Genomic DNA, 22,090 nt, shown 5'->3' on the forward strand with positions numbered 1-22,090 from the left:
CCTCAGGCCCCTGGAACACTGCCGCGCGCCGTCCCGCCGCGCCGTCCGCCCGCGGTCAGGCCCGCAGCAGCTCCGATCCGGGGACCGTTCGTCGCCGGGCGACGAGGAGTGTCGTCACCGCGACGCCGGCGAGCCCCCACACGACGACCGCGGTGAGTGCCGCCGCGACGCCGCCTGCGTTCACCGTGATCCCGGACAGCGCGTCCTGGGCGGCGCCGACAGGAAGGAACGCAGCCAGGCTACGGAGCGCGGCCGGCGCGGTCGACACCACGCCGGCCGCGATCACGAGGACCGCGACGATCAGGCTGATCCCTCGGCCGACGTGCCCGAGACCAGCGGCCAACGCCTGGTTCACGGCGACGAACGCCACCGACACGAGAGCACCGACGGCGATCGCGGCTGCCCAGCCGCCCGCGTCGAGCCCCTCGACACCGGCGAGGATCGCGCCGGTCGCCGCACCGGTGGCCACGCCGATCCCGGCAGGCCGCGCGAGTGCCCGCAGCGAGAGACGCAGCGAGCCGCGCGTCGAGCCGCGGGCGCCGAACGGCACCGGCGGGAACACGAGCATCATGCCGAGCGCACCGAGCCACAGCGCCAGGACGGCGAACAGCGGCCCGGTGGCACCGGTGCCGAGCTCGGACGCTCCGCTGACCTCGACCGGGTCGGCGACGACGGATGCCAGGGACTGCCGCTCCGAGTCGCTGTAGCCCGGGATCTCCGCGGTGGCCTGGTCCAGTCCGTCGGACAGCTCGCCCGCGCCGCCGGAGAGCTCGTCGAGGCCGTCGGCCAGATCGTCCGTTCCCGTCGCGACCGAGTCGATCCCGCCCGAGAGCTGCCCGGCACCGTCGGCCAGTCCGGACACGCCGTAGGCGATGCCGCCCGCCCCGGAGGACAGCTCGTTCGCCCCGCCGGCGAGCTGGGCCGCGCCGCCCGACAGCTCACGCGCGCCGCTGGCCAGGCTCGACACCCCTGCCGCGGCGTCGTTCGTGCCGGCCTGGAGCTCGTAGAGCCCACCGGAGAGCTGGCCCGCCCTGGCCGACAGGTCCGCGGCGCCGGCGGCCACCTTCTGGGAGCCGCCGGCCAGCCGCGCCGAGCCGTTCGCCAGGTAGTGCACCTTGGTCGTGAGGTGGTCGAGCTTGCCGGAGATCCCACCGGCCTGCGGTTGGGTCGCGTCCATCTCCGCCAGCTGAGCGCAGAGCTCCGCGAACTCCTGGCTGGTCTCCACGAGCGAGCCACCGCACAGCTCCGCGAGCCCGGACGTCACTGCCTCCAGGTTCCCGCCGATCTCCTCGACCTCTGCCAGGGCGTCCTTCGTCTCCGCCGAGAACGAACCGACCTCCTGGTCCATCTGGGCGAGGCCGTCAGCGAGCTGCTGCGTCCTGTCGGCGGCCTCCTGCACGCTGCCCGAGAGCCGTTCCGCGCCGGCGGCCAGGGCGCCGGCGCCCGCGGCGCTCCGCCCGGCACCGCCTGCCAGATCGTGCATCCCGGCCGAGAGCTGGTCGGCGCCCGCCGCCCACTCGTTCGCACCAGCGGCCCACGCACCCGCTCCCCCGGCCCACTGTCCGACACCGCCGGCGAGCTCCCCCGCGCCGCCGGCGAGCTGGTCCGCCCCGTCGCCGAGGTCGCTCACACCGTCCGACGCCTGGTGGGCGCCGTCCGCGAGCTGCTTCGCGCCGGTGCCGACCTCGGAGGCGCCGTCGGCGAGCTCGCCGGCGCCGTCCGCCGCCGCACCCAGCTCCTCGGACAACGTGGAGAAGCCCACCAGGACGTTGTCCACGTACGTCTCGGTGAGGGTGTCTCCCAGCACGCCGGTCGCGGTCTGCGCCACGATCTGCGCGAGCGCGTCGTCCAGCACGCGCCCGTCGGGCGCGGTGGCGACGTCGATGGTGGCCTTGCGGGCGTCTGCCGGGTCGTCGCCACCGTACGACGTCGCCGCCGCGGAGAAGCCCTCGGGGATCGTCACGACGGCGGCGTACTCGCCGCTCGTCAGCCCGGACTCCGCGTCCTCGGCGTCCGTCACCTCCCAGTCGTAGCTCTCGTCCGACGCCGGAGCTGCCGCGGTCTCGCCCTCCTCGGGCGACTCGCCACCGCTCACCAGGCCGGCGGCGAGCTGTCGCCCGAGCGGCACCGGCTGTCCGTCGACCTCGACGGGCTCGTCGAGGTTCACGATGGCGGCCGGCACGGTGTCGAGCCGGTCCTGCGGGTTCCACAGGGCCGACAGGAGCAGCCCCAGGATCATGAGGGGCAGCAGCGCGACGGCCGCTGCCCGCCGCCGGTCGTGGACCGGCTCCGGCCGCAGCCACTTCGTCGCGTTCATGACCGAACCTCCTGCATCGAAGTCGTGTTCTCTGGCGCGTCCTGCGCTGCGGGCCCGGACACCAGGCCGAGGTCGAGCACCGGGGAGCCGGCAGGCGCCAGGTCCGTCGCCGCGGAACCGACGGCGCCCACGAGCAGCGTGACGCCGTCCCGCTGCGCTTCGGCGAGCGCCTGGGCGAGCTCCATCCGCTCGGCCAGGTCACCGACGGACTCGCTGCCGTCCACCACCACGATCCGGGCGCCGTCCCGCAGTGCCTGCCGTACCGCCGCTCCCGGACCGCCGTTCCCGTGCGCGGAGGCATCGACGACGGCGACCTTGCCGCGCACCGTCGACGCCCGCTCGGGCAGGACGAGGCCCATGGTCTTGAGACGACCCTCCACCGTGACGCCACCTGCCGACACGATCCGGGCGCCCATGGCGAAGAGGATGCTGCCGACCTGGGCGGACGAGTCGCCGCGCACGAGCAGCGCGCCGCCGACCGGTACGCGAACGTTCACCGGACCGGCCAGGAGGCCGGCCCCGCCGCGCACGACCAGCCCTTCGGCGGCCACCGCGTCCTGGGCGCCGGGCTCGGGCCAGTCGGCCAGCGCGATCTCGCGCGCCAGTCCCTCCCCCTCGACGTCGAAGGACGGCAGCAGCGCGTCGAGCTTCCGTGGGATCCACCAGGCCTTCTCGCCCAGCAGCGCCAGCACGGCCGGCACGAGGACCATCCGCACCACGAACGCGTCCACGAACACACCCACTGCCAGTCCGAGTGCGATGGGCTTGAGACTCATGTCCCCGTGCGGGACGAAGGCGACGAACACGGCCGTCATGATCACGGCGGCTGCGGTGACGACGCCTGCGGCTCCGCGGAAGCCGGTGCCGATGGCTCTCCGGGCGCGGTCCGGCCCCTTGCCGTGCACGTAGTCCTCGCGGATGCGGGAGACCAGGAACACCTCGTAGTCCATGGCCAGGCCGAACAGCACACCCATGAGCACGATGGGCATGAAGCTGATCACGGGGCCCGTCCGTGTCACGCCGAGGAGCTCGGCGAGGAAGCCGTTCTCGAAGACGAGCGTGATCACTCCGAACGCCGCGCCGACGGAGAGCAGGTACCCCACGGTGGCCTTGATCGGTACCGCGATCGACCGGAAGACCATCGTCAGCAGCACGAGCGACAGCCCGACGACCAGCAGCGCGAACGGCAGGAGAGCGGCGCCGAGCTTCTCGGACACGTCGATCCCGACAGCCGTCGAGCCCGTGACCGCGAGATCGACACCGTAGGTGTCCAGGAAGTGGTCGTGCAGGTCGCGGATCTCGTGCACCAGCGCCTCGGTCTCGGCCGACGTCGGACCACCCGCGGGTACCACCTGCACGATCCCGGTGTCGGCGGACTCGTTGGGCGTCGCGAGAGGGACGTCCGCGACGCCCGGCAGCTCCGCGAGCTCGTCGCCGATCTCCTCCATCAGAGCCACCGGGTCGTTGCTCGTCACGATCGAGCCGGTGATGACGAGCGGCCCGTTGAAGCCGTCGCCGAACTCCTCGGACACGAGGTCGTAGGTGACGCGCGCGGACTTGTCCTCGGGCAGCACGCCGGCGTCCGGCAGCGCGAGGCGGAGGTTCGTCGCCGGCAGGGCGAGGGCGCCCAGCGCCACCACGACCGCGACCACCGTCAGCGTCGGGAAGCGGGTCACGCCCCGCACCCATCCGGCGAAGAACCGGTCGGCCCTGCCGGAGGGCACCGTCTCGCCGTGCGCACCCGGCGTCGCGTGGCCCCGTCGCTTCCGCGGGCGCAGCCGTTCGCCCGCCATCGCGAGCACGGCGGGCAGCAGCGTCAGGGACACGATCACGGTGACGCCCACGGTCACGGCCGCGGCGATGCCCATCACCGAGAGGAACGGGATGCCCGCGACGCTGAGGCCGACCAGGGCGATCATCACCGTCAGCCCCGCGAACACGACCGCGGAGCCGGCCGTCGCCGTCGCACGCGCGATCGACTCGTGCACCGGCAGCCCTTCGCGGAGCTGTTCCCGGTGTCGCGACACGATGAAGAGCGCGTAGTCGATCCCGACGGCCAACCCGAGCATCACGGCCAGCATCGGGGTGGTCGAGCTGACTGGGCCGAGCGCGGTCGCTGCGAACAGCAGCGCCATCGACACCCCGACACCCAGCAGCGCGTTGAACAGGGGGAGCCCGGCCGCGACCAGAGACCCGAGCGTCATCACCAGCACGACGAGCGCGACCAGCAGGCCGACACCCTCCACCAGGGAGATCTCGGGGAACTCCGTGGCGAAGAGCTGCCCGCCCAGGTGTGCCTCGGAGCCCGCGGGCAGGGCGCCGGCGAGCTCCTCGGTCTCCTCCTCCAGCGCGACCTTGGTCTCGTCGGTGATCGATCCCTGATCACCGTCGAGCTGGATGGTGATCAGCGAGGCGGCGGCGTCGTCGGACACGGAGGCGGGCATGACCTCGTCGTACGGCGAGGTCACCGCGACCACCTGCGAGATGCCCTCGAGCGCCTCGACGCCGTCCTCGACGGCGTCCCGCACGTCGTCGGAGCGCACGTCCGACCCGTCCGGCGCAACGATGATCACCTGCGCGGAGGCGCCGCTGACCTGAGGAAAGGTCGCCGAGAGCCGGTCCAGCGCGAGCTGGGACTCGGTGCCGGGGATCGTCACCTCGTTGTCGAGGCCTTGTTGCAGCAACCCGGCTGCGCCGCCTGCGAGCGCCAGCACGAGGATCCAGCCGACCAGGACGAGTCGGCGTGCGCGCACGGCCCAGCGGCCGAGCGAATACAGAGCAGAGGACACGAACGCTCCCAAGGGGTTCCGGCGGTTCGATGCATCACTGTATCGGATACGTTCGTGTATCGAAACTTCGAGGATCGGACTACACTTCTGAGCCGCACCACCACACCGAGGAGAGACCGTGACCGCCGAGCCGCTGCGCGACGACGCCACCGGACCAGGCACCGCTCCGACCGAGCCCTCGTCGCCGGTCGAGGACGTCCTGGTCAACGCGCTGACCCCACGCCGCGAACGCACCCAGGCGCGCTTGATGGACGCCGCCTACAGCGTCTTCGCCCGCGAAGGCATCCGCGGCGCGTCGATCGAGGCCATCTGTGAGACCGCCGGCTTCACGCGCGGCGCGTTCTACTCGAACTTCGGCAGCAAGGAGGAGCTGTTCCTCGCGCTCGCCGACCGCCTCAAGCGGCAGCAGCTCGACGCTCTCGAGGCCGCGACCCGCGCCCTCGACCCGTGCGCCTTCCGCTCCGGCACGATCGACCACGAGGCGATCGCCCACATCCTCGACGCGGTCTCCACCGACCCGGACCACAACCGGCAGTGGACGCTGCTGAGCTCCGAGCTCGAGCTGCTCGCCATGCGGGACGCCCGCGTCTCGGCGCTGTACGCGGCCCACGTCGCCACGCTCCGGACGGAGCTCGTCGAAGCCATCACCCGCATCCTCGACACGCTCGGTCTCCGGTTCGTCGTGGAGACGAACATGGCCGTCGAGATGCTGCTCACCGCCCACGAGACGGCCGCCCGCCGCCACGCCGTCGAGCACCCGCTCACCGAGCCGAGCAGCACCGACGCCGGGCCCGGCACTCCCGACCAGGCGGTCCTGAGCGGCCTGATCGACTTTCTCATCACTGCCGAGGCCTGAGGCGACGCCCTCCCGTCGCGTGGCCACCGCCTCAGGCTTCCGCCAGAGCGCCGGCGCACACACCTGGCGGCCACCGGCAAGAACGTGCCGGGGCAGGGGGCTCCGAGTGGAACCCCCTGCCCCGGCGGCAGCTCGGCGACGTCACCAGTGGGCGTTGCGCGCCAGCTCCAGCGCCATCTCCTGCCACCACGCACCCGCCGCGGGCCCGCCGTTGCACTCACCGTCGGACTCGCCCGGGAGCTTCACCCAGAGCAGGGCGTCGAGGTGGGTGCCGTCGTCGACGAGGGTCGGCCGCTCGCCGAGCGCGCGTCCGCTCGGGTTGCACCAGTCGCTGCCCGGGCCGTTCCCGTTGCGCGACGTGTCGATGACGTAGGGCCGCCCGCCGACCTGCGCCGAGACCTGCTCACCGTAGGCCCGTGCCTCGGCCGTCGTCCGGTAGTTCGACGTGTTCAGCGCGAACCCGACGGCGTCGGCGAAGCCGACCTGCTGCAGGCGGCTCGCGGCCTCACCACTGCTCAGCCACGCGGAGTGACCGGCGTCGATGTACACGCGGGCACCCGCGTCCGCGAGAGAGCTCGCGGCGTACCGGAGGAACCCGACCCGGTCCCCCTGGCCGTCGCAGTCGCCGAGCTGCGCGAGCGCGTCCGGCTCCAGGATCACCCACGGCTCGCCCTGGATCCCCGAGGCGATCGTGTCGACCCACTGCGCGTACTCGCTCTCCTCGACGCCGCCCCCGGAGTGGTTGCCGCAGTCACGGCCCGGGATCGCGTACACGGTGAGCACCGGTGTGGCACCCGCCGCCACCGCGCGCGACGTGTAGTCGACGACCTCCTGACGGGCATGGTCCGCGTCCACCCAGTTGCCCACCCAGTAGGACTGCGGGGTCAGCGCGATCTTCTCCAGCAGCGCCTTGTCGGTGCCCGAGGCCGCCTCCCACGCGTCGTACGCCTGCGTGGCGGTGTCGACGTAGAGCTCACCGGCAGGCTGCTGGGTCGGGTCGTCGGTCGGGTCGTCGGTCGGGTCGTCCGTGGGCTCCTCGGTCGGATCGCCGCCGACAGCGCCCGTGCACGCGGTGCCGTTCATCTCGAAGGACGACGGCGTCCCCGCGGTCCCGCTCCCGGTGAAGCCGAACGACGCGGTGGCTCCCGTACCGAGGCTGCCGTTCCAGCCGACGTCGGAGGCGCTCACGCCGCTGCCCGACTGCGCCACCTCCGCGTTCCACGCCTGCACGACGCCTTCGCCCCCGGCGAACTGCCAGGTCAGGTCCCAGCCGGAGACCGGGTCGCCGAGGTTGGTCAGGGTGACGTCGGCCTGAAAGCCGCCGTCCCACGCATTCGTGATGCGGTACTCGACGTCGCAGCCTTCGGCCGCTGCGGCGCTGGTGGCGGCGACGGTCGCCGCGGTGAGAGCACCTCCGGTGCCCAGTGAGACGGCGGCGGCCAGTGCGGCCCACCGCGTGCGGCGACGTGGTCTCGAGGTACGCATGTGGATCTCCTTCGATCGGTACCGGTCGCGCCAGACCGTACGGAGATTCACTCGCGCGGTGGCACCGATCGAACCGTTTAGGCGCCGATGTTCGCGGGAAGCCGCCAGCAGGACCCCTGGTGAGCGTGAAAAAACCCGCCACCAGATCGACGTGGCGTACAACTTCACATTGCCGCGAATCTGTGTAACAGTTTTCCCACGGCGCCCCGAACGGGGCGCCGGCCAACTTCAGACGCAGCACTGCACAAGCACCACGCAGGCAGCCCCCGAGCACTTCAGCCCCCGGAGGTCAGCAACGTGACGCACTCGGATCGCACCGCGACGCACCCGCACTGGACCGCCACCCGCACCCGGGGCGGAAACCCGGCCAGGCTGCTGGAGCTGCGAGGAGGCGGACTCGGTCGACGCGAGTTCCTCACCATGGCCGGCATCGGGTCGGCCGCCACCGCGATCTGCATCACGATCGCCGCGCTCGACCCCGCCCTCTTCTTCGGCGCTCCCTGGTGAGCCGGTCCGCGCGACCGGACGGCCGCGCGGGTCTCGACAAGATCGCCCGCTCAGGGCACCATCACAGACCAGCGGGTCCGGACAACGGCGTCCGGACCCGTTTCTCTCGCGTACCAGGAAATTCCCTGACCCGAAGTGGCGTCCGCCATGGTTTCACGACTGCCGGATCATTACTCTGATCCGATGACTGAGCAGCTCGAGTACGACGTCGTCGACCACACCGACGCCTCACGCTACGAGGCCCGCCTGACCGGCGGGTCCGTGGTGGGCTACCTGGAATACCGCAACGCCGGCACCACGATCGCCATGCCCTCCACCGTCGTGTCCCCAGAGCACCGGGGCCACGGGATCGCCGCCCGCCTCGCACGGACGGCTCTGGACAACGCCCGCGCCTCAGGCAAGAAGGTCGAGCCACGCTGCTGGTACGTGGCGGAGTACATCGAGAAGCACCCGGAGTACGCGGACCTCGTCGGGTAGGGCCGCAGCCGACGGCGTCGGTCGCGGGCGCACCGGCACCCGCCGGGCACCGCGACCGACGCCGGAACCTGCTCGGTACACCCCCGAAACCTGCTCGGACCTGGCACCATCGTCCTATGCACCCGCGCGCCGGAACTGTTGCGACCGAAGCAGACCTGATCGACGTCGACCAGGTGGTCGGCGCCTACTACGACCTCTCGCCCGACCCGCAGGACCCGGCGCAGCGGGTCGTGTTCGGCACGTCGGGGCACCGCGGCTCCAGCCTCGACACGGCTTTCAACGAGGCACACATCATCGCGACCACGGCCGCGATCGTGGAGTACCGCCGCTCGCAGGGCACGGACGGTCCGCTCTTCCTCGGACGCGACACCCACGCGCTGTCGCTGCCCGCCTGGCAGACCGCGCTGGAGGTGCTCGCCGCGGCCGGGGTCACCGTCATGATCGACGCACGTGACTCGTACACGCCCACCCCGGCCGTCTCGCAGTCGATCCTCCTGCACAACGAGGCGCTCTCCGAGAACGGCGTACGGACGTCGGGTCCGGGGCTGGCCGACGGCATCGTCGTCACACCGAGCCACAACCCGCCGCGCGACGGCGGGTTCAAGTACAACCCGCCGCACGGCGGCCCCGCGGGGTCCGACGCGACCGGCTGGATCGCGGACCGGGCGAACGAGATCCTGTCCGCCGGCGCCGGCACCGTCCGGCGCGTCTCGCTGCAGGCCGCGGTGGACGCCGACACGACGCACCGACACGACTTCCTCACCACCTACGTCGACGACCTGGCCACCGTGCTCGACCTCGAGGCGGTCAGGTCCGCCGGCGTCCGGATCGGCGCGGACCCGCTCGGCGGGGCGTCGGTGGAGTACTGGGGGGAGATCGGCGAGCGGTACGGGCTCGACCTGACTGTCGTGAACCCGCAGGTGGACCCGCGCTGGGCGTTCATGACGCTCGACCACGACGGCAAGATCCGGATGGACTGCTCGTCACCGTCCGCGATGGCATCGCTGGTCACGACGATGCAGGGGACGACGCCGGGCGGCGGCGCACCGTACGACATCGCGACGGGGAACGACGCCGACGCCGACCGGCACGGCATCGTCACCCCGGACGCCGGGCTGATGAACCCGAACCACTATCTCGCCGTGGCGATCCGGTACCTGTTCTCGGGCGCGCGCCCGGAGTGGCCGTCGGCGGCGGCGATCGGCAAGACGCTCGTGTCGTCGTCGCTGATCGACCGGGTCGCGGGCGGGCTCGGGCGGCAGGTGGTCGAGGTACCGGTCGGATTCAAGTGGTTCGTGCCAGGCCTGCTGTCGGGCGACGTCGCGTTCGGCGGCGAGGAGTCGGCGGGCGGCTCGTTCCTGCGCCGCGACGGGCGCGTGTGGAGCACCGACAAGGACGGGCTGCTGCTGGCGCTGCTCGCCTCGGAGATCCTCGCGAGCACCGGGCGGACGCCGTCGCAGCACCACGCGGAGCTCGTGCAGCAGTACGGCGAGTCCTGGTACGCGCGCGTCGACGCCCCCGCCACCCGCGAGGAGAAGGCCGCCCTGGCCGCCTTGTCGCCGTCGGACGTGACCGCCACCGAGGTGGCCGGTCAGGAGATCACCGCCGCGCTCACCGAGGCGCCGGGGAACGGCGCGAAGATCGGCGGGCTCAAGGTGACGACGAAGGACGCGTGGTTCGCCGCACGACCGTCGGGCACGGAGGACGTGTACAAGATCTACGCGGAGTCGTTCGTCTCGGCCGAGCACCTCACGGAGGTCCAGACGGCTGCGAGGACCGTGGTCGCGGCCGCCCTGAGGTAGCCCGCCGAGCGGACGGGACAGGTCGGGCAGCGTCCCGTCCGGCCGGTCGGCGCCGCCACCGCGCCGACCGCGAGCGGTCACCGCCCCGTGTGCCAGGTCACAGAATCTCCACACTATTTTCCGCGCGGTCGAAACGGCTGTCTTGATACGTTGCAGTCGCTTTCACTCGATCTTCACGTCAGCGGCCGCGCGGTGGCGGCCACAAGGAGCCTCATGCTCGTCTTCATCGTCCTCGGCCTCCTCGGACTCGTCATCGGCCTGCTCGCGGTCACGCTCGGAGACTTCTTCGAGCTGGGCGACGGCGCCCTGTCCGGCACCTCCCTCGGTGCCGGCCTCCTGCTGTTCGGTGCCACCGGCGCCGCGGTCACCTCGGCCGGGTTGCCGGTGATCGCTGCCTACCCGATCGCCATCGTGATCGGACTCGGCGTGATCCTCCTGGTCAACATCATGATCAAGCGCCTGCGCGACTCCGACGACGCGGCCCCGGCATCGGTCGTGGGCATGCAGGGCGCCGTCACGTCCGACGTCGGATCGTCGCACGGCGAGGTGTCGCTCGACGCCGAGCTGGAGACCCGGATGGCCTTCGCGGACTCGGCGATCCCGCAGGGCACCCGGATCACGGTGGTCGAGCAGCACGGCAGCCGCGTGAAGGTCGCGCCCGCGGACTGAGCACCGCGCCCGCACCGACGTCGTGCCTCGTCCCCGCGGGACGGCCGGCGGATGCGACCGGCCGCGGCCCCGGCCCCCTTGTCCCCCGTAGAACCACAGGAGAGAAAATGATCGGAAGCACCGTCTCCATCGGCGTGTTCGCCGTCGTGGGCGTCGTCATCGCGATCGTGATCGTGATGGCCTTCATCGCCAGCCGCATCAAGCGCGTCCCGCCGAACGAGGCACTCATCGTCGTCGGGCGCGGTGCCGGCAAGCGCGAGGTCGACCTCGCGAACCAGAAGGTCGTGGTGGGCGGGCGCACGTTCGTGTGGCCCGTGCTGCAGCAAGGCTTCGCGATCTCGCTCGAGCAGCGCCAGATCGGGATCACCGTGGAGGGTGTCGACTCCCACCGCGTCAAGATCGCGATCAAGGCGTCGGTCAACTTCAAGGTCCGCGGTGACGAGGAGGGCGTGCGGCGCGCTGCCCAGCGCTTCCTGTCCCAGCAGCACCTGCTGACCGAGATCATCAAGGAGTCGCTGGAAGGCTCGCTGCGCTCGATCGTCGGCGACATGTCGATCGAGGAGATCATCTCCGACCGCAAGGGCCTCTCGGACCGCGTGGTGCAGTCGACGAAGCTCGACCTCGCCGAGCAGGGCCTCCAGATCGATATCCTCAATATCTCCGACATCTCGACGCCGGGGACGGACTACCTCGAGAACCTCGGTCGCGCCGAGGCGGCACGCGCCCGCCAGCTCGCCGAGGTCTCCGAGGCCGAGGCGAAGCGCGCCTCCGAGTTCGCCGTGATCGAGGCGGCCGAGCAGGTCGCCGAGCGGCGCAAGGCGCTCGACCTGAAGAAGTCCGCCATCCAGGCGGAGACCGACCGGGCCCAGGCAGAGGCCGAGGCCGCCGGTCAGCTCGCTCGCGCGGAGCAGGACAGGGGCATCGCCATCCAGGAGCGCGAGGCGATGGCGGAGAAGGCGCGCGTCGAGCAGGAGCGCCTGGACATCGAGGTCCGCAAGCCGGCCGAGGCCAGCGCGTACGCCCAGGTCCAGGACGCGAACGCGCGCCGCGACGCCGAGAACGCCGCCACCCAGGCCGACGCGTTCAAGCGCACCACCATCGCCGAGGCGAACAAGACCGCGGCCATCCAGGACGCCGAGGCGTCCGCCGAGGCCGTGCGCCGTGCCGGTGAGGCGGAGCGCGACAAGCAGGTCGCCCTGGCCGCCGGTATCCGGGCCGAGGGTGAGGCCCGCGCGGCCGCCACCGAGGCGGAGGGCCGCGCCGAGGCCATCTCCACCGACGCCAAGGCCGAGGCGCTGCGCAAGTATGGTGAGGCGGCGCTGGCGCAGGAGCTCATCGAGCGCCTGCCGGACATCGTGCGCGCCGCCGCCGAGCCGCTGGGCAACATCGCTGGCATGACCGTCGTCTCCACGGACGGCGCGTCGGCGATCACGAAGAACGTCGCCAGCGTGCTCGGCGAGGGCCAGGGCGTCATCAAGCAGCTGACGGGCCTGGACATCAGCCAGCTCATCGGCGGGCTCGGGAGCGGCGGCCACGCCGGGTCGCCGTCGGACGCGCAGGAGCCGCCGGCGCCGCCCGCCAGGAAGAAGTAGGCCGGGATCGCGACACGGGTGGGCCGTCGCGGACGGCGCCACCCGCCCTCCTCCGGGTCCGACGACGGCGGCTGCCGCCGCGGACACGACAACGCCGGGTCAGCACGTGGCTGACCCGGCGTTGCGCGCTCTGGGTCGAACTGCCTCTGGGGCGAACTATCTCTGGGCGATGACGCTCAGGCGTCGTCCTGCGCGAGCTTGCGGCGCAGACCGATCAGCCCGGCACCACCGATCACGAGGCCGGCAGCGATACCGGTGAGCGCACCGGCCTCGGAGCCGGTCTCCGCCAGGACGACCGGGCCCTCGGCCGTGTTCGTCTCCTCAGCGGGCTGCACGTCCGACACCTTGCCGGTGTCCACGTTGACCGGGATGACACCACCCGCCGACTCGTCGACCGTGTTCTCGGTCTCCTCGGCCGGCGGGACCGGCGTCGGGTTCGCGCCGCCGCCGCCCTCACCACCGGGCTCGGTGGGCGGGTCGGTCGGGTCGACCGGCGGGTCCGTCGGATCGACCGGCGGATCGGTCGGGTCGGTGGGCGGGTCCGTCGGATCGACCGGCGGGTCCGTCGGGTCGACGGGCGGGTCCGTCGGATCGACCGGCGGGTCCGTCGGGTCGACGGGCGGGTCGGTCGGGTCCGGCGTCTCGCCTCCGCCGCCCTCGCCGCCGCCGTCACCATCATCGTCGTCGCCGGGGACGGCCGGCGGTGACGGGGGGACCACGGCCTCGACGACGCCCGTCACGTCGCCCAGAAGGTCACCGACGGGGCCGCTCTCCTCCTCGGCTGCCTGGGTCTCGGCGGCCGACTCGCTCTCGGCGGCCGCGCGGACCGCCTCCAGCGTCGCTGCGTCGAGGTCCACGTCGAGGGCGTCGGTGTTGTCGGTGGACGTGGTCGGGTCCTGGACGCCGTCCTGCTCCTGCGCCGCCATCGCGGCGTTGCCGCCGGCTGCGACGAGCCCGCCTGCCACCACGACCGTGGTGACGAGCCGGCTGAACTTGTTCTGCATGTGAGTCTGTCCTCCGGTTGCTTTCGTCGGACGCGTGCGTCCTCAGACACTCCGGACAACATCTTTCACAACTTGGGCGAAACACGCCAGCAAAATGACCGGTTCTGTCGGTTTTTCCTGGAGATTTCACCTAAATATAACGAAAGCAGAACTTCGGGTCCGGTCCGACAGGTGGACCGGACCCGAAGCGCCCCTGCAACGGATCGCACTCCGAGCGCCGAACTGCGGCGCACCGGGCTTTCCGCACGGTATGGGCCGAAGTCCGAGATGCCCCCCAGCGGCATCTCAGACCTCGACCCCCGACATCCGCTGCATTGTGACCCTGAACTGCGGATACGCCCCCCAGCGATGATCCACCGAACAATGTCGCACACCAGATACCGGCCGTCTGCCGACGAAGCGTCCCGTGGGAGCGCCGTCGGCGGTCAGGGCCGTGCGACCTGCCCGACCCGAAGGCCGGGCGTGCCGCAGCGCGCCCCGAGCTCGTTCGGAACGACGACCTGCCCGAGCGCTGCGACGGGGGGCGGCTGCCCACCCCCGGCCGCGATCGCGGCCGACGGGGACGTGCATCCCACCCGGCTGCGAGGACTCGCGGCCCGCTGAGCTCGATCGTGCGCTCGCGTCATGGACTGAAACCAATTCGTGTCGACGATATGGAGATCCATTCACAACTGTGAGCCTGTTTCGCGCTTTGTGCAACGGGGCGGAGAAAGTGTGCGTTCGGGCTATGCCACGACCGTGCCGAAGATCACTCCGAGCAAGTACGTCGCACCGGCCGCGCCGAGGCCGATCAGGAGCTGCCGCAGCGCGCGCGTGACCGGCGAGGCGCCGGAGAGCAGGCCCACGATCGCGCCCGTCATGAGGAGCGCGACACCGACGAGCGCGGAGGCTACGAGCACCGCCACCGTTCCGCTGAGCCCGAGCAGGTAGGGCAGCACCGGGATCAGCGCGCCGGAGGCGAAGAAGCAGAACGACGACCACGCGGCGCCCCAGGCCGTGCCGTGCGTCTCGTGCTCGTCGATGTCGTGCTCGTCGGTCGCCGCGTCACCGTCGGACCCCAGGGAGACGTCGGCTTCCGCCTCCACCATGCTCTCGGGGTGCTGTCCGGGGGCCTGGCTCCCGAGAGCGAACGGGGCCAGGATCTCGTCCGCCCGGGCCTGGGCCTCGTCCGGGCCCAGGCCCCGCGCGCGGTAGACGAGCGCGAGCTCGTTGGCGTCCAGGTCGAGGTGCGGCAGGGCCGCGGCGGTGTCCGGGGACGGGGACGAGGCCTCCAGGAGCTCACGCTGCGACCGCACCGAGACGAACTCCCCCGCCGCCATAGACAACGACCCCGCGAGCAGGCCTGCCAGCCCGGAGAGGAGCACTGTCTGCTGCGAGGCCCCCGAGGCGCCGATCCCCAGCACCAGCGCGAGGTTCGAGACCAGCCCGTCGTTCGCCCCGAACACGGCCGCTCGGAAGGTGCCGGACAACCGGTTCCGCCCGCGCGTCGCGAGGCTGCGTACCACCTCCTCGTGAATCTGCTCGTCGGCCGCCATCGTGGCCGTCGCGTCCACGTCGCGCGAGTACGCCGAGCGGGCCTCGGCGCGTTGTGCGAGGGCGAGCACGAACACCCCGCCGAAACGGCGCGCCAGGAATCCCAGCGCACGCGAGCGCCATTCGCCGCGCAGCGGTTCACCGACGTCTTCACCGAGCAGGTCGAGCCAGTGCGCCTCGTGCCGTTTCTCGGCGTCGGCCAGCGCGAGCAGGATCGACCGCTCCTCGCCGCTGCGACGCTGCGCGAGGTCTCGGTACGAGCTGGCCTCCGCACGCTCGGCCGCGAGGTAGCGCCGCCAACGGCGGACGTCCGCAGAGGTACGACGGCGCGACGGGTGCTGGCCGGCCGCGCGCTCGGCAGGAGTGGGTCCGGGCATGACGCCATGATCGCAACGGAAGACCGATCGTGGGTTCCGGTGCACGAGTGGCAGGGTTTCCGGACAGGCAAGTCAGCGTTTCCGGGCGAGCAACTCCGTGTTTTCGCTCGGCCCTATCTTTTCCCTTGTCCCGAACCTCATCCGTAATATTCGTGTCCGATCCGTGTCGCCCTACCCGACATCGCCGTCGGCAAGGCACAATGGACGCCGTGATCATCCTCAGCGCCCACGGGGACGCCCTCGGGGACCCGGGTGCGATCGGCTGGGCATGGATCGACCACATCGACGGACGTTTCGACGCCGGTGGCGCACCGAGCGGCACCGAGCAGTCTGCCGGTCTGACGGCCGTCCTCCGCGCGATCGAGGCGCACCCGGGCACCGAGCCCCTGCTGGTCGAGTCCGCATCCCAGCAGGCCATCCGCGTCGCCGCCGAGTGGCTCCCGTCCTGGAAGGCGAACGGCTGGCGCACCTCGGCGGGCGACACCGTCCCCGACGCGGACATCGTCCGCGCCCTGGACGACGCCGTCGCCGCCCGGCCCGGCCCTGTCCGGTTCCGTCACGTACGGGGGCACATCGACAGCCCGTACCGAGAGCGTGCCACCCGGCTCGCACAGCTGTCCGCCGCCGACTGGGCGGCCGGCCGGGGCAGCCTCGACGGCTTCCTCATCGCGGACATGCCGCCCGAGGCCACGACCGGCCCGGTGACCGAGGCAGAGGCGCCCGTCACGCATCGTGCGCCCGAGCCCGACGTCGCGAAGAACGACACGGACGACGGCGACTTCTACCCCGCCGAGCGCGAGCACCACGCGGACGCACGGGCGCCGTGGGAGTCCGCAACCCTGTTCTGAGCGGTCGCGGGCCCGGCGACGTCGCGCGGGTCACACCGCGGTGAGACGCAAGCCGTCCTCCCGCACGTCGGCGGCGGACACGTCCGTCCGCACGACCGTGTCCGCCTCCGCGTGGAACTCCAGCCGGTCCGCGACGGTCCGCGCGTGCTGGGCCATGTCGTGCGCGATCGTGACGCTCTCGCCGAGGTAGCTCGACGGGTCGACGAGCTGCCGGATCCGGACGGGGTCGAGGTGCTCCCGGACCGCGGCGTTCCCGAGCAGCAGGTCGAGGAACGACGCGTCACCGACGGCGGCGGCCTGCGCCACCTCGTAGACGATCTCGTGCGCGCTCTGCCGTCCGATGCGTTCGCCGAGCTCCAGCATGAGCGACTCGGAACCCATCAGCCCCTGGGAGAGCGCCAGGTTGGCCCGCATCCGCTGCTCGTCGAGCTCGAGGCCGGACATGATGACCGAGAGGCGCACCAGCAGGTCGCCGGAGAGGACGGCCGCCTGCCCGATGACGTCCTCCAGCAGCGCGGTCATGCCGCCGTTCGCCTCGTGGTCGTGCAGCATCGACTCGAGTGCCGGGCCGGTGAGCGCACGCACCTGGGCGCTCATCGACTGCACGTCCAGGGCGAGCTGTGGATTGCGCTTGTGCGGCATCGTCGAGCTGCCGACGGTGCCGTCCGGGATCGCCTCGAACGCCTCGCCGAACTCGGGCTGCATCAGCGCGTAGACGTCCTTGCCCATCTTGCCGGCGGTCCCGGCGAGCATGCCGAGCACGACGACGAGCTCGACCATGCCGTCGTTCACGGCCCGCGAGGGGACCGGCATCGTGCCCAGGCCCAGCCGTTCGGCGACGCCACGCTCGACGGCGCGCCCCTGCGGGCCGAACGAGGCGAACGTGCCGACGGCGCCGCCCATCAGGACGCGGAACAGCCGGTCCTCGAGGCGCTCCAGACGGTCGACCATGGCGGTCAGCTCGTCGATCCAGACCGCGACCTTGAAGCCGAACGTGACCGGGACGGCGTGCTGGGAGTGCGTACGACCGGGCATCGGCACGGCGGCGGACGAGTCCGCGAGCTTCGACAGCGCGCGCAGCGTCGTGGCGAGGTGCCGCTTGAGCGCGCGGTGCACGTCGCGCAGGACGAGGATGTCCGCGGTCTGGGTGATGTTCTGCGTGGTGGCGCCCCAGTGGATCCACTCGCCGTGCTCCGGCCCGACGACGCGCGCGAGCTCGTCGACCAACGGCATGAGCGGATGGCTGGCGGACCTCGTGGCCTCGGCGATCCGGCCCATGTCGAGGTTCTCGATCCGGGCGGCGGCCTCGATCTGCGCGGCGGCGTCCACCGGGATCAGCCCGACCTCTGCCTCCGACCAGGCCAGAGCGGCCTCGACGTCGAGGCGGCGCTGGAATCGGTTCTCGGCGCTGAAGAGGTGCTGGATGCCGGGAGCGGGCACGCGACCGTCGGTGTAGCGTCGAATCGATTCGTCGTACATCTTCGCAGCCCCCAGGGGGAAGTCGGCAGTGGAGCGGGCCCCAACACCCTAGCCGAATGTTTCCTGAATGTTAACCGTCGAACGTCGTCGACCTGCTCGCGCTCGCCGGGTGCACGGCATCTCCGGGGTCCGGGACACGTCCCGGCCGGCCGGTGCCGCGCACCCGGCGGTGCGAGTCAGGAGCAGGTCACGAGGATCGAGTCCGGGACGGTGCCGTTGGCGGTGAAGCCGTAGGTGGTGGACCCTCCGGCGTCCAGGGTGCCGTTCCAGCCGACGTCGCTCGCGGTGACGGTGGAGCCGCTCACGGTGTGGTCGGCGTTCCACAGGCTGCCGATCGTGGTTCCGGCGGGCAGGGTGAACTGCGTGGTCCAGCTACCGACACCAGCGGAGCCGCCGGTCACCGTGACCTGGCCCTGGAAGCCGCTGCCCCAGGCGTTCACGACGTCGAACACGGCCTCGCAGGCGCCGGCGCCCGGGTCCGTGGGGTCGTCGGTCGGCTCGTCGGTGGGGTCGTCGGTGGGCGGGTCCGTCGGACCCGGGCCGCCGCCGAACACGCTCGCCGTGACGGACGTCTGCGACAGCCCGTCGGGGCCGGTGATGACCCGGTCGCCCCAGCTGGTGCGCTGGCCGGCGTCGAACTGCACGACCATGTCGAGGTACTCCACACCGTCACCGTTCCCGCTCCAGGACCAGGCGAACCAGCCGATCCCCTGGTCCCGGGTGTACGACATGATCGTGTCCTCGTCGGGGTTGCCGTCGGAGTGGTCATGCCCGAACTCGCCGACGATCAGCGGCAGGCCCATCGCGTCGAACGCGTCGATGTAGTCGACGATCGTCTGCGCCTGGGCGTACACGCCGTACATGTGCACGGAGAACACGGTGTTCCCCGCCGGGTCGGCGGCCGCGACAGCCTGAGCCTGGTCCCGCATGATGCCCTGCCAGTCCTGGCCCCACGACGGCGCGTCGACCACGATCGTGTGGTCGAAGCCCGCGTTCCGGAGCCGTTGGATCGCGTCCGACGTGTCGGCCGCCCAGCCGGCGTTCGTGGCGGCGTCGTTGCCGTAGGGCTCGTTGCCGATGTTGATCAGCACGCGGTCCTCGGTGCCCTCCAGCACGGACCGCAGCGAGATCCAGTAGTCGACGGCCTGGCCGAGCGTCGAGGCGCCGTCCTGCTCGCCGTAGCCGGTGGTGTCGTGGTCCTCGAGCACACAGATGAGCTGGTTGTTCGTGCACCGGCTGATCACATCGGCGACGTCCGCGGGGCCGTTCCGGTTCCAGCGCGTGCCGTCGCTGAGCACGACGCGCACGGAGTTGGCTCCGGCGTCGGAGATGTCGGCGAACGACTGGGTCTCGCCCGCGTACCAGGTGTGCGCGTGGCTGACGCCCCGTAGCAGCAGCTCGGAGCCGTCCGCCTCCACGATCCTGTCGCCCTCGACGTGGATGCCGACGGCCTGGGCGTCCACCGGATCGGTCTCGCCGGGCATCGCCCAGGCGGCCAGCGGTGCCGTGAGCAGCAGTGCGGCGCCGCCTGCGGCGGCGACCACCACCTTCCGTGTGAGTCTCATGAGCCCCTCGTTCCGCGGGCGCACGGTGCGGGCTCCGATGCCCGACGATGGTCCCGTGCTCCCGCCATGACATCACCGCACGACGGGGTAGGACGGTCCAGTTCATTAAGCGATTAACCGCTTGGAAGCGCACGGAAAAACGATTGCGGGAGGTCAGCTGCGCGACGGCGAGCGGACCGCGCGGGCCGGCCGGGGACAGCGACGGGCGACGTGAGGGACGACGTCGCCCGGACCGACGACGACGGACCGGACCGGACGCTGCGGTCAGCCGGCGACCGTCCGGCCGCTCACGGCCTTCTCGCTACGCTCGCGCATCTCGGCGCTCAACGTGCAGTCCCCGGCGTCCGCAGCGTCGAGCAGACGGCGTGCCAGGTCCCCGAGCCGCGCGGGGCAGGACTCCCCGCGCTCGCCGTCGCGCGGCAGGACACCGCGCGCGACCGGGAAGTACGCCGCGAACCAGTCCGCGACCCGGATGCCGTGCTCCGGGACGTGGACGGTCTCGATCGCGTCGCCGGCTCCGATGTCACCCTTCTCGACCACCCGCAGGTACGCGCCCGTGCGGTTCGCGGCCGTGAAGCGGCGCACCCAGCGCTCCTCACCCATCCGGCGCTGGAACGTCGCACACGGTGTGCGCGGCTGGGTGACCTCCAGGAGCGCGGTACCCACGCGCCACCGCTCACCGATCACAGCGGTGCTCACCCCGGTGCCGGCGGTGCGCAGGTTCTCGCCGAACAGGCCGGGCACGACCTCTCGCCCGAGCTCGACGGACCAGTGGTCGGCGTCCTCCTGGGCGTAGGCGTAGACGGCCTGGTCGGCGCCGCCGTGGTTGGCACGGTCGGCCTGGACGTCCGCGTACAGGCCGAGCTCGCGGGCCTTCACCCGGCCGCCGACAGGACGCTTGTCGATCGCGGTGGTGCCCACGGTGCCGGCGTCGGGCAACAGCTGGTGGACGCGGCAGACGGCGAGGATCGATCCCATGGCGGCCATCCTGCCAGGCCCCGCCCGAGCGCAGCGCAGCGGTCCCGGGCCATCGAGAGGCCACGCGGCCCGAGGACGCGCGGCCGGTCGCCGACACCGTCCGCGGGGCAGGCCCGACGTCCCCGGGAGGCCGGGTCAGACGTCGCGCGGGTCCGACCTCCGGACCAGGTCCTGGAGGGTGCGCTGGACCGCCTCGACGTCGGGGACGTCGTCGAGCACCATGCCCTCGCGGTCCGAGCCGTCCGAGATGACGAGCGTGCCGCAGCCGAACAGGCGGTCGTTGAGCTGCTTCTCGAAGGTCACGTCGTTGATCCGGTACAGCGGGATGTCGCGGCCGGTGTGCGTGAGGATCCCGGTACGCAGCGAGACCCGCTGGTTGGTGATGATGTAGGTGGTCGTCACCCATCTCAGGTACGGCGGGAGCGTCGCGACGACCGCGAGCAGGACGACGACGCCGGTCACGAACAGCGGCGTCACGTCCGGCAGCCCGAACGTCGGGACCACGAGCCAGGTCGCGACCACCACGATCGTGAGCACCACGAGCCAGACGATCGACTTCAGCAGCACCTTGCGGTGCGTCCTCATCTGCATGACGACGGACTCACCCTCGGCCAGATGCTCTTCTCGCAGTCCCATGTGAGGCATATTGCCACGAATCGGCATCCAGGCGGCCGCGCCGCGCCAGCACGGGGTAGCGCCCTGAATCGAAGTATGTCAATATAGGCAGGTGTCGATACAGGAGGACGTCATGAGCGCACCCACCGCCAGCCGGCACGCCATCGGGGTCGATGCCGCGAACGCCGTCGCGCACACCCTCAAGGCGCTCTCCGACCCGCTGCGCCTGCGCATGCTGTCCGGCATCGCCTCCAGCCCCGGCGGCGAGGCGTCCGCCGGGGAGCTCGCCACGCTGACCGATGTCGCGCAGCCCACGGTGTCGCACCACCTCAAGGTGCTGCGCGACGTCGGGCTGCTCACCTCCGAGCGACGCGGCACGTTCGTGCACTACCGGATCGAGCCCGCCTACCGCGGTGCGGTCACCACGCTGCTCGAGAAGTTCGCGCCCGCCGCCGTCAGCGCCCGCCGGGACACGCCGCTCACCGGACTGGACGACGTCGATCGCGCGCTGACCCGCCTCGCCGGATCCCTCGCGGCACGCACCCCCGGCGCCGACCCCGAGGAGTGCCTGCGCGTCGTGCGGGAGTCGTACACGGCGCTCGCGCGGCGCGGCGGGATCACCACGCACCTCGTCGCGCTGACCGAGCACTTCGCCCGGCAGCGCCTCACCGACATCGCCAGGACCCGGGAGGCGGACCGCGAGGCCGACGCGGCCGGCCCGGCCCCGGCCGACGCCGCAGCGGGCGTGAAGCCCCAGGTGCTGTTCGTCTGCGTCGCCAACGCCGGGCGCTCCCAGCTCGCCGCCGCGCTCCTGGCGCACCACGCCGGCGATCGCGTGATCGCCCGGTCCGCCGGCTCCGCGCCCGCGTCCGACGTGCACGCCACGGTCCACGACCTGCTCGCCGCGATCGACCGCCCCGATGCCGACCAGGCCGCATACCCGAAACCGCTGACCGACGACGCCGTCCGCGCCGCCGACGTCGTGGTCACCATGGGCTGCGGCGACTCGTGCCCGGTCCTGCCCGGCACGCGCTACGAGGACTGGGTGGTGGGCGACCCCGCCCTCGCCTCGCCCGCTGGCGTGGCAGCGATCCGCGACGAGCTGGACCGGCGGGTACGGCACCTGCTCGCGGAGATCCTGCCCGACTGAGCCTGCCGCATCCCGACCACGTCACCGAACGTCATCCCCACACACAC

17 protein-coding genes are annotated in these 22,090 nt (G+C 71.9%); 8 read left to right on the forward strand and 9 right to left on the reverse strand.

Annotation, left to right across the window (positions count from 1 at the left end; translation table 11 throughout):
• Nucleotides 1–55: 55 nt before the first annotated feature.
• Both ACYU96_RS19110 and ACYU96_RS19115 read right to left on the reverse strand, forming a co-directional pair.
• Nucleotides 56–2,317, reverse strand: coding sequence for a YhgE/Pip domain-containing protein (locus tag ACYU96_RS19110; protein WP_460757216.1), 2,262 nt, complete (start codon nt 2,315–2,317; stop codon nt 56–58).
• Entirely contained in the window at nt 2,314–5,106 is a 2,793-nt protein-coding gene (locus ACYU96_RS19115) for an MMPL family transporter (protein WP_460757218.1), read from the reverse strand. Before ACYU96_RS19115 ends, ACYU96_RS19110 begins: the two co-directional genes overlap by 4 nt.
• Before the next feature lie 118 nt (nt 5,107–5,224).
• On the opposite strand from ACYU96_RS19115, the gene ACYU96_RS19120 reads away from it, so the two are divergent.
• Nucleotides 5,225–5,962 (forward strand): TetR/AcrR family transcriptional regulator, encoded by a 738-nt coding sequence (locus ACYU96_RS19120; RefSeq protein WP_460757221.1) that lies wholly within the window; start codon nt 5,225–5,227, stop codon nt 5,960–5,962.
• A 141-nt stretch (nt 5,963–6,103) separates the two neighbouring features.
• Here ACYU96_RS19120 and ACYU96_RS19125 read toward each other — a convergent pair whose 3' ends face one another.
• The gene (locus ACYU96_RS19125; protein ID WP_460757223.1) at nt 6,104–7,447 is read right to left on the reverse strand and encodes a glycoside hydrolase family 6 protein; all 1,344 of its coding nucleotides are present in this window, start codon (nt 7,445–7,447) and stop codon (nt 6,104–6,106) included.
• Nucleotides 7,448–7,744: 297 nt separating this feature from the next.
• On the opposite strand from ACYU96_RS19125, the gene ACYU96_RS19130 reads away from it, so the two are divergent.
• From ACYU96_RS19130 to ACYU96_RS19150, 5 genes are all read left to right on the forward strand, one after another.
• Nucleotides 7,745–7,954 carry a hypothetical protein gene (locus ACYU96_RS19130; RefSeq protein ID WP_460757226.1) on the forward strand — a complete coding sequence of 70 codons (210 nt, stop codon included), beginning with the start codon at nt 7,745–7,747 and terminating at the stop codon, nt 7,952–7,954.
• Nucleotides 7,955–8,137: 183 nt separating this feature from the next.
• A complete protein-coding gene (locus ACYU96_RS19135; protein ID WP_460757229.1) occupies nt 8,138–8,431 on the forward strand; it encodes a GNAT family N-acetyltransferase in 294 nt (97 codons plus the stop codon).
• A 116-nt stretch (nt 8,432–8,547) separates the two neighbouring features.
• A complete protein-coding gene (gene pgm, locus ACYU96_RS19140; protein WP_460757232.1) occupies nt 8,548–10,233 on the forward strand; it encodes a phosphoglucomutase (alpha-D-glucose-1,6-bisphosphate-dependent) in 1,686 nt (561 codons plus the stop codon).
• A gap of 213 nt (nt 10,234–10,446) precedes the next feature.
• Nucleotides 10,447–10,902 (forward strand): NfeD family protein, encoded by a 456-nt coding sequence (locus ACYU96_RS19145; protein WP_460757235.1) that lies wholly within the window; start codon nt 10,447–10,449, stop codon nt 10,900–10,902.
• A gap of 107 nt (nt 10,903–11,009) precedes the next feature.
• Entirely contained in the window at nt 11,010–12,494 is a 1,485-nt protein-coding gene (locus ACYU96_RS19150; RefSeq protein WP_460757238.1) for a flotillin family protein, read from the forward strand.
• A 176-nt stretch (nt 12,495–12,670) separates the two neighbouring features.
• On the opposite strand, the gene ACYU96_RS19155 is transcribed toward ACYU96_RS19150, so the two are convergent.
• Complete coding sequence (locus ACYU96_RS19155) at nt 12,671–13,498, reverse strand: LPXTG cell wall anchor domain-containing protein (protein ID WP_460757242.1); 828 nt, start codon at nt 13,496–13,498, stop codon at nt 12,671–12,673.
• Nucleotides 13,499–14,223: 725 nt separating this feature from the next.
• Complete coding sequence (locus tag ACYU96_RS19160; protein WP_460757244.1) at nt 14,224–15,408, reverse strand: VIT1/CCC1 transporter family protein; 1,185 nt, start codon at nt 15,406–15,408, stop codon at nt 14,224–14,226.
• Between the two features lie 200 nt (nt 15,409–15,608).
• Between ACYU96_RS19160 and ACYU96_RS19165 the strand changes: the two genes are divergently transcribed.
• Nucleotides 15,609–16,256: an RNase H family protein gene (locus tag ACYU96_RS19165; protein ID WP_460757247.1), complete on the forward strand. Its 648-nt coding sequence runs from the start codon at nt 15,609–15,611 to the stop codon at nt 16,254–16,256.
• Between the two features lie 30 nt (nt 16,257–16,286).
• On the opposite strand, the gene ACYU96_RS19170 is transcribed toward ACYU96_RS19165, so the two are convergent.
• The 4 genes from ACYU96_RS19170 to ACYU96_RS19185 all read right to left on the reverse strand — a co-directional run bounded on the left by ACYU96_RS19170 (nt 16,287) and on the right by ACYU96_RS19185 (nt 20,914).
• Nucleotides 16,287–17,735: a class-II fumarase/aspartase family protein gene (locus ACYU96_RS19170; protein ID WP_460757250.1), complete on the reverse strand. Its 1,449-nt coding sequence runs from the start codon at nt 17,733–17,735 to the stop codon at nt 16,287–16,289.
• Between the two features lie 176 nt (nt 17,736–17,911).
• Complete coding sequence (locus ACYU96_RS19175) at nt 17,912–19,300, reverse strand: cellulase family glycosylhydrolase (protein ID WP_460757253.1); 1,389 nt, start codon at nt 19,298–19,300, stop codon at nt 17,912–17,914.
• Between the two features lie 264 nt (nt 19,301–19,564).
• Nucleotides 19,565–20,278: an MOSC domain-containing protein gene (locus ACYU96_RS19180; RefSeq protein ID WP_460757256.1), complete on the reverse strand. Its 714-nt coding sequence runs from the start codon at nt 20,276–20,278 to the stop codon at nt 19,565–19,567.
• 135 nt (nt 20,279–20,413) lie between these two features.
• On the reverse strand, nt 20,414–20,914 hold the full coding sequence (locus ACYU96_RS19185) for a PH domain-containing protein (RefSeq protein ID WP_460757259.1): 501 nt from the start codon (nt 20,912–20,914) through the stop codon (nt 20,414–20,416).
• Nucleotides 20,915–21,026: 112 nt separating this feature from the next.
• Here ACYU96_RS19185 and ACYU96_RS19190 point away from each other — a divergent pair, with 112 nt between their 5' ends.
• Complete coding sequence (locus tag ACYU96_RS19190) at nt 21,027–22,043, forward strand: metalloregulator ArsR/SmtB family transcription factor (RefSeq protein WP_460757262.1); 1,017 nt, start codon at nt 21,027–21,029, stop codon at nt 22,041–22,043.
• Nucleotides 22,044–22,090 lie beyond the last annotated feature (47 nt).

It is taken from the genome of Myceligenerans cantabricum (genome assembly GCF_054777735.1).